Source organism: Alteromonas stellipolaris, assembly GCF_001562115.1.
In the GTDB taxonomy this organism is placed as follows: domain Bacteria; phylum Pseudomonadota; class Gammaproteobacteria; order Enterobacterales; family Alteromonadaceae; genus Alteromonas; species Alteromonas stellipolaris.
The window spans coordinates 4,145,738-4,158,150 of sequence record NZ_CP013926.1 but is presented as its reverse complement, the minus strand read 5'-3'; the positions used below and the strand labels follow the sequence as shown (position 1 = coordinate 4,158,150).

The following is a 12,413-nucleotide window of genomic DNA, read 5'->3' as shown; positions in this document are numbered from 1 at the left end:
ATTTGTGACACTCTTCTTTAGGGTTTTTAGCTGCTGAATGAGTGAGTTACTTAACTATTAACGAAGCGCTTAAAAAGAAAGAATTATTCAAAATTTGATCTGCACGCTTACCGTTTACAGTAATCCTAGTATAGAACCCAAAAATATCACTGTTGCCTTGCGCAATTACAGCGCTTGTTTTTATTGCAAACAACCCCAACATAACTTGCTATACGAACTGAAAAGAGTAGACGGATTATGACGACCCCAGCAATTGAATTGGTAGATGGTTTGCCTTTATTTTCATCTATTAAGCCCGCGCAGATAAAGCCAGCCATCGAGAAAGCGATAGCAAAATGTAAGCTTGAAATTGATGAAGTGGTTGCATCTAAAGATTACTCTTATGCGAACTTAGTATTGCGCTTAGAAGAAGTAGACGACAATTTAAGTAAGATGTGGTCACCGGTTTCTCACATGAATTCAGTGGTGAGTAGTGACGAGTTGCGAGAAGCCCATGATGCCTGCCTACCTTTACTATCAGAATATGGCACCTGGGTAGGTCAGCACGAAGGATTGTATAATGCTTACGTGGCGATAAAAGACTCAAACGAATACGCTGACCTTGATGAACAGCGTCAAAAAGTGATTGATAATGCTATTCGCGATTTCACCTTAAGTGGGGTGGCACTGCCTAGCGAGGAAAAGAAACGCTATGCAGATATTCAAGCGAAGTTAAGCGAACTGTCATCCACATTTTCAAATAATGTAATGGACGCCACCATGGGGTGGAGCAAGCATGTCACTGACGAAGCTACCTTATCTGGTATGCCTGAATCAGCCCGCGATGCAGCAGCACAAGCCGCGCATCAAAAAGACTTACAAGGCTGGTTGTTCACATTAGATATTCCTTCTTACCTACCCGTTATGCTTTATGCAGACAATGCAGAGTTACGTGAAGAAATGTATCGCGCTTATGCGACTAAGGCGTCAGATCAAGGCCCTAATGCGGGTAAGTGGGATAATACCGATATTATCCAACAAACACTGGCCCTTCGCAGTGAAATTGCGCAGTTGCTCGGTTTTGGTAGTTATTCTGAGCGCTCTCTCGCTACCAAGATGGCAGAATCGACAGATCAAGTTACCGGATTTTTACGTGACTTAGCCGCTAAATCGAAGCCTCAGGCTGAAAGAGAGTTAGAAGAAGTACGTGCGTATGCGAAAGATACCCACGGGGTAACTGAGCTTAATGCGTGGGACCTACCTTATTACAGCGAAAAGCTGAAACAAGAAAAGTACACCATTTCAGATGAAATGCTGCGCCCGTACTTTCCAGAAGACAAAGTATTGTCGGGCTTGTTCGAAGTAGTGCATAGATTATACGGTCTTAAAATTATCGAGCAGCCAGGTATTGATACATGGCACAAAGATGTGCGCTATTTCACTATTACTGATAGTGCAGATGCCCTGCGTGGCAGCTTTTACTTAGACTTGTACGCCCGCGCTAAAAAACGAGGTGGCGCGTGGATGGATGAGTGCCGTGTTCGCCGCGAAAAATTAGACGGTGAATTGCAGCTACCTGTCGCGTATCTAACTTGTAACTTTAATGCCCCAGTAGGGGATAAGCCTGCCTTATTCACGCACGATGAAGTGGTTACCCTTTTCCATGAATTCGGACACGGTATACACCACATGCTAACCAAAATGTCGGTGGCGGGTGTATCTGGAATTAATGGTGTGCCATGGGATGCCGTAGAACTGCCAAGTCAGTTTTTAGAAAACTGGTGCTGGGAAGAAGACGCGCTTAACTTTATTTCGGGTCACTTTGAGACGGATGAGCCCTTGCCGGCAGATTTACTTGATAGAATGTTAGCTGCCAGAGATTACCAAGCTGCTATGCAAATGGTGCGTCAGTTGGAATTCAGTTTGTTTGATTTCTTACTGCATAGTGAGTCTGGAGACAATGTTGATGTACAAGCTATTCTTAACAGTGTGCGCGCTGAAGTAGCGGTTAATACGCCTCCCGCATTTAACCGTTTTCAGCATAGCTTTGGGCATATCTTTGCTGGTGGTTATGCAGCAGGATATTACAGTTATAAATGGGCAGAAGTGTTATCTGCTGATGCTTACAGCAAATTTGAAGAAGACGGTATTTTTAATCAAGAGACCGGTAAAGCGTTTTTGGAAAATATACTTGAGATGGGTGGAAGCCGCGCGCCCATGGATTTATTCGTTGCCTTTAGAGGCAGGGAGCCAAACGTAGATGCCTTACTTCGCCATAGCGGCATTCGTGGCTAATTAGTATTAGGGTAATATTAGGGTAGATAACCATGGGAATAGAATCTTTCTCCACCATTTATCAGCGGGCATGTAAGCGAAAAGGTGGTGAAAAGGCGCTTGAAAGCATGCTTTCGGCGCCACTTTCCTCTGAGCAAGTCGCTAAAATAACTGATGATCGGTTTTTGGCAGCCATGACGAAACAAGTATTTCAGTCTGGCTTTGTTTGGCGCGTTATCGAAAAAAAATGGCCTGAGTTCGAAACCGTGTTTTTTGGTTTTAATATCGAAAAAGTGCTGCTTATGCCGGATGAAATGCTAGAGCAAAAAGCGTCTGATAAGCGCATTGTGCGTAATTACAAAAAAGTAATGACCGTTCGCGACAATGCCATGTTCATTAAAGATATTGCCCGTGAGCACGGCAGCTTTGGCCAGTTTGTGGCTAAATTCGACGCCAGTAATATTACCGATTTATGGACTACGATGAAAAAACGTGGCGCTCGTCTTGGGGGTAACACAGGTCCTTACATGCTGCGGGCGTTAGGCGTAGATACCTTCTTGTTTTCACGAGATGTTGAGGACTACCTGAGAAAGAACGATATTATCGATGGCGGCCTCACTAGTAAGAAAAGCTTAACGGCTGCAAATGCGGCGTTTACCCAGTGGCATCAAGAAAGTGGCCGCACGTTGCAAGAAATAAGCGTTATTATTGCGTTCAGTTGGGGCACAAACCAGTATTTTGCGTAAGGTAAATACTGTTGCTGGGCGCGACAATCCGATACACTTCAGCCTTTACTATGAATCACTAATGCAGGAATGCCATGAGCGACAACCATAACAACACATCGCCCACTGAGGCATCGGATGCACCTACTACTCATTTTGGCTTTAAGCAGGTAGAGAAAAACCAAAAAGCGTCGTTAGTAGCCAATGTATTCGATTCTGTTGCCGCTAAATACGATGTCATGAACGATTTAATGTCGATGGGTGTGCACCGTTTATGGAAGCGCTTTGCCATTGATTGTTCGGGGGTACGTGCAGGGCAAAAAGTGCTTGATATCGCTGGTGGTACTGGCGATTTAACCGCAAAATTCTCTCGTCTTGTTGGCCCCACGGGGAACGTAACGTTGGCCGACATTAACCTGTCGATGCTAAAAGTTGGCCGCGATAAACTAAGAGATCGCGGATTAGTCAGCAACATCGATTACGTTCAAGCAGATGCTGAGGCGTTACCTTTCCCTGATAACCACTTCGACGTAGTTACCATGGCTTTTGGCCTTAGAAACGTAACCGAAAAGCAAAACGCACTTAATTCAATTTACCGTGTACTAAAACCAGGCGGTCGCCTTTTGGTGTTGGAATTCTCGAAGCCGACGTCAGAGCAATTAAGCAAACTTTACGATACGTATTCGTTCCATATATTGCCAAAAATGGGGCAGCTAGTGGCCAACGATGCCGAGAGTTATCAATACTTGGCAGAAAGTATTCGTATGCATCCTGATCAAGAAACTTTAAAAGGTATGTTCGAAACCGCTGGGTTTGACCAGTGTGACTACCAAAATTTAACCGGTGGAATTGTGGCACTGCACCGAGGCTATAAGTTTTAATGCCAACGTCAGCATTGGTAAGCGCCGTTATTGAAACGGCAGCGAATAAAATTTTAGCGTTAGATCCAGACAGCGGTGCCAGAATGGCTTCGCTGAAAGGCGCGCGGCTTATTGCTTATGTAGACCCTTTGCCCTTTGCCATTGTGCTTGTATTTTCTGATCAGGTAGATGTGCTAACCCTACATGAGCCGTTTCAAGACACAGTAGCAACGCTTAACGCTAAAGACTGCTGTATTAAAACATCGCTAGATACCCTGCCTGAATTAAAGCATACCAATCAGCTAACCCGCCTCATTCAACAAAACAAATTACAGGTTGAAGGCGAACTCGCTGTGGCTCAGCAAGTTAGCGGTTTATTTCAGCAGTTAGATATTGATGTAGAAGAACTACTGGCAGCGAAAACCAACGATGTGGTTGCCCACCAAACAATGAGCTGGCTTAGTACTTTTAAGCGCAAAGCCACAGGCGCCCTGTCGGAGTTTAATAAAGTGGCTAGCAATGCTTTGATAGAAGAAAAGCAAATAGCAGCGCCCAAATTAGCGGTATTACATTTTAGTGATGAAGTGAACGCACTACGTGATGACGTAGCGCGATTAGATGCCCGCTTACTTCAGCTAGAACAAAAATTAATTTAAGAGACAAGCATGCGCATTGTTAGGTTGTATAAGATAAATAAGGTGTTGTTAGAGCATGGGTTAGACGATCTTATCCCTGCGAAATGGCTACCATGGTACGCACGCCTTATGCGCCACAGCATCTTTTGGATTCGAAACAAACACAAAGACAAACTTGCCGGTGAGCGTATTACGCTTGCTCTGCAAAGCCTTGGCCCGGTTTTTATCAAGTTCGGCCAAATGCTCTCGACACGCCGAGACTTGCTTCACCCTGCGATTGCTAATGAACTTGCCCGTTTGCAAGACAAAGTGCCTCCGTTTTCGTCAGAGGCGGCACAACAGATTATTAAAACTTCCCTTGGTTTAACGCATTTATCAGAATTGTTTAGCGAGTTTGACGAAGCGCCTTTGGCATCTGCGTCTATTGCGCAAGTGCATGCTGCAAAACTAAAAGCGAATAACGAAGATGTGGTAGTTAAAGTGCTGCGGCCAGATATTCGTGAAACTATTGTGGCTGACATGGAGCTGCTATTTAGTTTGGCCTCAGTTCTGCAAAAATGGCTGCCAGATGGCAAGCGTCTTCGCCCTGTTGAAGTGGTAGTGGAATACCGCAAAACTATTGTAGATGAACTCGATCTTCTGCGTGAATCGGCAAGTGGTATTCAGTTGGGTCGAAACTTTGAAGGTTCAGATTCACTATACATACCTAAAATATACAGCGATTATTGTCACAGTAATGTGATGGTAATGGAGCGCATATACGGGCTGCCTATTTCAAATATTGATGCTTTGCTTGCACAAAATACCAATATGAAAAAGCTGGCAGAGCGAGGCGTTGAGGTTTTCTTTACTCAAGTGTTCCGCGACAGCTTCTTTCATGCTGATATGCACCCAGGCAATATCTTTGTTTCTACCGAGCACCCAGAAAACCCCAAATATATCGCTATCGATTTTGGCATAGTGGGCACGTTGAACAGAGAAGATAAGCGTTATTTGGCGGAAAACTTTATTGCGTTTTTTAACCGCGATTATCGCAAGGTAGCGCAGCTGCACGCCGACTCTGGTTGGGTGCCAAACGACACCAATATTGATGAGTTCGAAATGGCGATACGCACCGTATGCGAACCCATCTTTCAAAAGCCCCTCGCTGAAATATCGTTCGGCAACGTGCTACTGCAATTATTTAATACTGCTCGTCGGTTTAATATGGTGGTGCAACCCCAGTTAGTTCTGCTACAAAAAACGCTACTTTATGTAGAAGGGCTAGGCCGTCAGCTTTACCCGCAATTAGATTTGTGGAAAACCGCGAAACCCTTTTTAGAAAATTGGATGCGCGAGCAAATTGGCGTGAAAGCCATGCTGGGCAAAGTAAAAGCAAACTTGCCGTTTTGGTCTGAAAAGCTTCCTGAAATGCCGGATTTACTTTATGACAGCTTACAGCAAGTTAAGCGGCTTCCTTTGCAACAACAACGCGCACAGGTTGCTTTACTTGAACAGCAGAAAAAGAGCGCGCAATCCATTCAATGGGGTGTAACGGGTGCTACCTTTATCTTATTGTCTGCTATTTTACCGATGTACGATTTAAATTGGTGCTTACCAGCGCTTTCTGCTGGTGCAGGATCCCTCTGTTGGGTATTGGCATGGCGTAAGAACCGATAGGTACTGTTACGCTGGGGTGAAATTTTTATGAAATGCATTAATTAGTGAATAAATTGTATATTAATCAGTTCGAAGAGTGTTATAGTTGCTTTGGCTTTAAGCCAAATGTCTTTGAATAGACGAGATATGAAATTATTTGCTATATGTAAAACCGCTCAAGTTACCTTGTGATTTGTAGTAAGTTGTTGCCCATTCGTAAGTAAGACCAACTCCGCCTATTAAAGACACTCGCTATACGCGCTTATTGCGCAATTTAATATGATATTTGAGGTCTATACGACATGTCTAAAGTTACAGGCACCGTTAAGTGGTTTAACGCTGATAAAGGTTATGGTTTTCTAACTCAAGATAACGGCGGTAAGGACGTATTCGTTCATTTCCGTGCTATCGTTTCTGACGGTTACAAAACTCTTCCAGAAGGTCAGCGCGTGGAATTTGAAGTAGAAGAAGGTCAAAAAGGTCTTCAAGCTGCTAACGTGCACGCCATCTAAGAAATTCAAAAACGGCGGTCTGTAAAGACCGCCGTTTTTCTTTCTTTTATAAACACTACATTCGTTAATATAGTTGGTTTTCCCGCTATTAAGTGCTTTACTATTTTAGTATTAAACTTAATGAAAGGATTTGCTAATGTTAAGGATGAATAGTGTTTTTTTCGCTTTTGTTCTACTTTCCACTTTTATATTTTCTTCATCGTTCGCGCAATCATCCAGTAAAATACAAAATACCTCCCAAGACACCCAAAATGCCAGCAGCGCCGTTAGCAAACAAACGGGTAGTAATCAAAATAATGCTATTGCCATGCTTTTCGGTGAACCAATTACCCTAGCTGACATTACTCCCGATCAAGACACAATGTCGAAAATTCGAAAGCAAGCGCCCGATAACGTCACGCAGCTTGTTACTCAGATGCGAGCTATTAATCTGGCGAACCAGATTATAGAAGGCGTGCTTAGCGACTATGCGAGTACACACAATATCGAGGTAGACTCGGACTTAGTGGAAGCTTTTAAGCAAAAATTTGGGTCAGAATATGAAAAGAACAACCAGAAAGTAGCTGCTAAGAAAGATGCTCAGCAAGAGAATAATGAATTAAAGGAAAGCGTTAGCGCTGAAGACATTACTAGTATTGACGAGATTGCATTAACGCAAGTAGAGCGTTGGCAAATAGAAAAACACCTGTATAAAACCTATGGCGGGGCAGTGATTTTCGAGCAGTCTAACCCTTCAATGCCGGTAGAAGCATACTTAGCTCTGATGAAAGAATACGCGAACAAAGGTAAGTTCAAAGTGTTAGATGAAGCGTTAGCTGAACGCTTTTGGGAGGCTTTCGAACCACCATATGAATTTGTAATAGCGCCCGAGGACGTGAACTTTAACCAACCTTGGTGGCGTTAATGCATAATTGGCAACCTTTGTAGGTTGCCAATAGCCACGTGGTTATTGGCCGCTATTTGACGTTAGTCTGCAAATAGTGGAGTAGAAAAATAACGCTCGGCGCCGTCGGCAAGAATGACAACGATGTTTTTGCCCTTATTAGAAGGTTGTTGGGCTAATTGAGCGGCAGCAAACAGTGCGGCTCCTGAAGAAATTCCTACCGCTAAACCTTCTACTCTCGCAATCTGCTGGGCGTAAGCTATGGCTTCGTTGTCTTCTACCGTAATTATCTGATTTATTTGGCTGACATCAAGCACGTCAGGAATGTGGCCTGAACTCAACCCCTGAATATTGTGCACGCCACCATGCCCTTTGCTTAACACTGGACAACGTGCTGGCTCTACAGCCACTATTTCTAAAAGGGGAATGTGAGCTCGCATGCTTGTGGCTAAGCCCGTTAGCGTGCCGCCAGTGCCCACACCTGCAACCACGATATCGACATTACCATTAGTATCACGCAGTATTTCTTGGGCGGTAGATTGGGCATGCGCATTAGGGTTAGCTTGGTTTGAAAATTGGGATAGACCCACAGCATTTGGATTTTGCTCGATAAGTGCTGCTGCCCGCTCGATTGCCCCTTTCGTTCCAAGCTCTTTCGACGTAGTGACTACCTGCGCGCCATAGTGGCGTATCAGCTTTTGGCGCTCTATTGACATATGTTCTGGTATGCATACTGTCAGTTTAATGCCATAAATAGCGCAGAGCCAAGCACAGGCCACACCGTTGTTTCCTGACGACGCTTCAATTATTTCAGTTTTCTCATTAAAAGCAGAGCTCGCCATTAGCGCGCTAAGCATGGCCATTGCCGGTCTGTCTTTTATTGAACCTGCAGGATTGAAAAATTCCACCTTGGCTAACAGGGTCGCCTCCACGTGATGGCTTGCCGCAAATTTAGTCAAGCGTATTAGTGGTGTGTTTCCTATGGTTTGCGTTATATCGTCAACGACCCCAGGCAGGGTATTTATCGCGTAATCAAGCATTTCAAAAATCTCTACAAGTCAGTCTTACTCAATAGTGACAGCTAGAAAAAGAGAAATTTACTCATTACGCCCTATTTGATAGGTTAGGTGTAGTTAAAAATTCTATTTATGCGGTTTAATATGAAAAATATTGCTCTGGATGGTGTGGATAAGGCTATATTGTTGCTTCTTCAGCAAGATGCCAATGTGCCGGTTGCTGATATAGCGGAGAAAGTGGGCCTTACGGCTACGCCGTGTTGGCGACGTATACAGCGACTAGAAGCGCAAGGCGTCATTTCCCGTCGCGTAGCATTATTGCAGGCACATAAATTAGGCTTGGCAATGACGGTGTTTGTGCAAATCAAAGCCGCTCGTCACGATGGGAAGTGGTTAACAGACTTTGCTAAGCATGCGTCATCGTTTGAAGAAGTGGTTGAATTTTATCGTATGTCTGGAGAATATGATTACCTGCTTAAAGTTGTGGTAACTGATATGGCTGCTTTCGATCATTTCTATAAAAGACTCGTTAATGGAATTGATCTCAACGATGTCACCTCTAGTTTTGCCATGGAACAACTCAAATACACAACGGCGCTACCACTTACTCACCTTTAGTAAAAAACAAATAGTTCGCTAATTATCTAAGGCGTGCGAAAGTAAAAAGGCAGAACTCGGGTCTAGACTATTTATGGGTTACTAAAGACACTATTATAAGTATTTTATTGGCTTATGCTTCAAAGTGTCTACAGTAATACTTTACGTTAATTTTTTTCCCTAAGGCAGTAAGCAATGTTAAACACTATAAAAGTACGGATTTTAACGGGTTATGCGGGAATATTACTCGCAACCTTGATTGCTGCCGTGGTATTAACATTGAACAACAAGCAGGTGACGCACCAGGTCGATACCTTCGTGAGTGAAACCTTACCTGCCTTAAGTACCCTTGATAGTGTGCAAAGTAATAGTAAGCAACTTGTGCTAATTGGTTATTCACTTTATGGCACAACGTTATCGAGTAATGCCTTTGAAGAACAAAAACAAGTATTAGTGCAAAACATTGATGCTGGATTCAACGCACTAGGTTACATGGCTGGTGATACCCTTAAATCCCAGTTCAATTCGCTGGTTTCAAGTATGGATTCACTTCAGGCAACGATGTCTGCCTCGCGAGTAGATTGGGATCGTGCCCGTGATGATTTGCAGTTATTGAATGAATTAGCCTCTGTTTTTGATAATGCGTTAATAGAAGTAAGAAACCAGGTGGCAAGTAAAGCGGGTGAGCGTTCTCAGGCAATAGGAAGCCAGTTACAAACCAGCCAATTCACTATTTACCTTCTAGTACTCATTCTAGCTGCTGTTGCCATGGCAGGCTTCTATAGCGCTAAAAAACAAATTGCGCAGCCTATAGAAGGCATGGCTGAGAAGCTAGATAGTTTAGCGAAAAGCAGAAATTTAGTGGCGCGCCTTCCAGAACAAAGCACCCATGAGCTTTGCAGAATGACCAACAGTATTCATGGTTTGGTATCTGTGTTTCAGGTGGGCATGAAAGAAGTGAAAGGAGCCGTTTCTGGTATAGAAGGAGCGGTGAATTCTTTATCTATGACTACAGAGCAGTCGAGCTCGTCGGTTGATAGTTTACTTACCGATATTACTGGGCTTGTGAATATTATGGACTCGTTAGAGTCTGATATGGTTGAAAGCCTTCAGCGTTCACAAACTGCCGCAAATGCTGCGCAAGATAGTGCCAAGCAGGTAGATGCAGGTCGTGTTCAAGTGAAAGAGACCGCTGAGGCGATTTCTGACTTGGCCAATGATATTGAGCAAACTGCGAGTATGTTAGAAACCCTTCAAGCCGAAGGGAATAATGTTTCAAGCGTAGTTAAAACCATTGCAGAGATTGCAGATCAGACAAACTTACTGGCATTAAATGCTGCTATTGAAGCGGCAAGGGCAGGAGATTCTGGTAGAGGTTTCGCCGTAGTCGCTGATGAAGTGAGAACATTGGCGGTAAGAACCCACCAGTCTACGGTTGAAATAAATACTATGCTTGAAAAGATTGTGGTTTCTATTACCTCTGCGGTATCCACCATGAGTTCAAATCAAAATAAAGCACATGACTCTGTTGGCTTAGCTAATGATTTGGTATCAACGCTTGAAGCAGGAACGCAAAGTATTTTGGCGTTAGTAAGCGTTAGTGAAGAGGCGGCCGTATTGGCGAAACATTCACAGTCGCAGGCCAACGAAGCAAAAAATGGCGTTAATCAATTCAAAAGCTTGGGAGATAGGTTGTCTCAGAACAACAGGCAAGTTAACGATGCCGCTGAAGATTTGTCTGCACTTGCGAATGGATTAAGTGCTAATGTGAACCAATTTAAAATAGGCTAATGCAAGAAGGGCCCTGTTAGGGGCCCTTCGTTACTAATGCTGTTGTTCTTCAGTTTGCTTGCTAGCAAAAATCTTGGATTTCTTTTGGATCTTACATCCTAAAATATTTTGAGCATTTTTCCGACCTATATAGTAAGCCACTGTATAGGGGTGAGCACGCCTGAAGAACCTTGAAAATGATTTAACTACATTATTCATAATGGCACTCCTTTTAATTCTGCCCAAAATAAGCATACGTATATTTAATAATTATGTCAACACTGTCACAAAAGAAACTTATAAGAAATTAGTATGATTTTGTCTGTAATTATTTGTTTACGTTTTTGCATGATCTCATTTAGAAAGTAAGTGATCTAGTGAATAAGTTATGAAGTTGATATGAAGTGAATTTGAGCGGGGCGATAAAAAGGCCCCGTAACCAAGTGGTTAGGAGCCCATTATCTTTCTCTCTAGCTAACTGGCGCATAGGTGCCAATAACGAAGCTAATAGTAGCTAAGCTTTTCCGACTTACCTGAGAATATTTTGTATACCATCGCGGTGTAAGCAAGAATGCAAGGCACTACAATAACCACACCCACTAATAAGAAGCGCAATGAGTTGGCGTCGCTTAGTGCATCTTGTACCGTAAGGTGCCCTGGGATGACAAACGGATAGTAACTTACCCCGAAGGCCGTAAAGCAAAGTACAAATACGGTTAATGCTATAGCAAAGGGCATCCATTCACCTTTCCCACCTGCATCAGGCAGCTTTTTCAATAACACGCCACACAAGCTAAGTAATAAAAAGCAGGCAACTGGAATAGCCATTAACACATAACCAATCGTGGATGATAACCATAAGTCACGCACATCATCATGCAAGGTTAAGTTTGCGAGGCTTACCGCCACTATGCCTATTGAAAGGGCAAACAACCCTCTGCGTGCCCAATAATAGGCTTTGGCTTGTAAGTCGTTCTCAGCTTTTAATATTAGCCAGCACGAGCCAATAAAAGCATAAGCAGCCGTTACCCCGATAGCCGACAGTAAGGCAAACCCTTGTGCCCACAAGTCGGTACGTAGGCCGGTAACATAGATGCCTAGCATATAACCTTGTGCCAGCGTGGTAAGTAATGAACCGTACTTAAAGGTAAGATCCCACTTACGTTTATGAACTTGTACTACTTTAGCCCGAAAATCAAAGGAAACGCCACGTAAAATAAGCCCCAATAACATGATAGTTGCAGGGATATATAGGCTTTGAAGTACTTCACTGTGTGCTTCTGGAAAGGCAATAAGTAATAGTCCCACGGCCAATACTAACCAGGTTTCATTGGCATCCCAGTAGGGCCCAATGGAGGCAATCATATCATCACGAAACTTTTCCTCGCGGGGCGGTATTAAAACACCCACCCCTAAGTCGTAGCCATCTAATATGGCGTAGAGTAATACTGCCAGCCCAAGCAGGCCAACATAGATATTCCCCAAGGTTTCTGCTGATACATTTTCAAATAACATAGCGGCTCC

The 12,413-nt window shown here is 43.5% G+C and carries 12 protein-coding genes; 9 read left to right on the top strand and 3 right to left on the bottom strand.

Going from position 1 to position 12,413, the window contains the following annotated elements; translation table 11 throughout:
• The first annotated feature begins 237 nt into the window (after positions 1-237).
• The 7 genes from prlC to AVL57_RS17535 all read left to right on the top strand — a co-directional run bounded on the left by prlC (position 238) and on the right by AVL57_RS17535 (position 7,527).
• A complete protein-coding gene (prlC, locus tag AVL57_RS17565) occupies positions 238-2,274 on the top strand; it encodes an oligopeptidase A (protein ID WP_057795774.1) in 2,037 nt (678 codons plus the stop codon).
• A gap of 32 nt (positions 2,275-2,306) precedes the next feature.
• Positions 2,307-2,999: a DNA-3-methyladenine glycosylase I gene (locus AVL57_RS17560; protein WP_057795776.1), complete on the top strand. Its 693-nt coding sequence runs from the start codon at positions 2,307-2,309 to the stop codon at positions 2,997-2,999.
• Between the two features lie 74 nt (positions 3,000-3,073).
• A complete protein-coding gene (gene ubiE / locus AVL57_RS17555; RefSeq protein WP_013786255.1) occupies positions 3,074-3,859 on the top strand; it encodes a bifunctional demethylmenaquinone methyltransferase/2-methoxy-6-polyprenyl-1,4-benzoquinol methylase UbiE in 786 nt (261 codons plus the stop codon).
• The gene (locus AVL57_RS17550) at positions 3,859-4,494 is read left to right on the top strand and encodes a ubiquinone biosynthesis accessory factor UbiJ (RefSeq protein ID WP_057795778.1); all 636 of its coding nucleotides are present in this window, start codon (positions 3,859-3,861) and stop codon (positions 4,492-4,494) included. The genes ubiE and AVL57_RS17550 overlap by 1 nt, the downstream gene beginning before the upstream one ends.
• Before the next feature lie 9 nt (positions 4,495-4,503).
• A complete protein-coding gene (gene ubiB / locus AVL57_RS17545; RefSeq protein ID WP_057795780.1) occupies positions 4,504-6,132 on the top strand; it encodes a ubiquinone biosynthesis regulatory protein kinase UbiB in 1,629 nt (542 codons plus the stop codon).
• A 281-nt stretch (positions 6,133-6,413) separates the two neighbouring features.
• Positions 6,414-6,623 carry a transcription antiterminator/RNA stability regulator CspE gene (gene cspE, locus AVL57_RS17540; RefSeq protein ID WP_013786252.1) on the top strand — a complete coding sequence of 70 codons (210 nt, stop codon included), beginning with the start codon at positions 6,414-6,416 and terminating at the stop codon, positions 6,621-6,623.
• Positions 6,624-6,759: 136 nt separating this feature from the next.
• Positions 6,760-7,527, top strand: coding sequence for a hypothetical protein (locus AVL57_RS17535; protein WP_061093605.1), 768 nt, complete (start codon positions 6,760-6,762; stop codon positions 7,525-7,527).
• Positions 7,528-7,589: 62 nt separating this feature from the next.
• On the opposite strand, the gene cysK is transcribed toward AVL57_RS17535, so the two are convergent.
• Positions 7,590-8,546, bottom strand: a complete 957-nt coding sequence (gene cysK / locus AVL57_RS17530) for a cysteine synthase A (protein WP_057795784.1) — start codon at positions 8,544-8,546, stop codon at positions 7,590-7,592.
• Positions 8,547-8,666: 120 nt separating this feature from the next.
• Between cysK and AVL57_RS17525 the strand changes: the two genes are divergently transcribed.
• Together AVL57_RS17525 and AVL57_RS17520 are read left to right on the top strand one after the other, a co-directional pair.
• Entirely contained in the window at positions 8,667-9,140 is a 474-nt protein-coding gene (locus AVL57_RS17525; protein ID WP_197483389.1) for an Lrp/AsnC family transcriptional regulator, read from the top strand.
• A gap of 174 nt (positions 9,141-9,314) precedes the next feature.
• The gene (locus AVL57_RS17520) at positions 9,315-10,910 is read left to right on the top strand and encodes a methyl-accepting chemotaxis protein (protein ID WP_057795786.1); all 1,596 of its coding nucleotides are present in this window, start codon (positions 9,315-9,317) and stop codon (positions 10,908-10,910) included.
• A gap of 33 nt (positions 10,911-10,943) precedes the next feature.
• Here AVL57_RS17520 and AVL57_RS21335 read toward each other — a convergent pair whose 3' ends face one another.
• Both AVL57_RS21335 and AVL57_RS17515 read right to left on the bottom strand, forming a co-directional pair.
• Positions 10,944-11,108 (bottom strand): hypothetical protein, encoded by a 165-nt coding sequence (locus AVL57_RS21335; protein WP_167347530.1) that lies wholly within the window; start codon positions 11,106-11,108, stop codon positions 10,944-10,946.
• Between the two features lie 285 nt (positions 11,109-11,393).
• On the bottom strand, positions 11,394-12,404 hold the full coding sequence (locus AVL57_RS17515) for a cytochrome d ubiquinol oxidase subunit II (protein ID WP_057795788.1): 1,011 nt from the start codon (positions 12,402-12,404) through the stop codon (positions 11,394-11,396).
• Positions 12,405-12,413 lie beyond the last annotated feature (9 nt).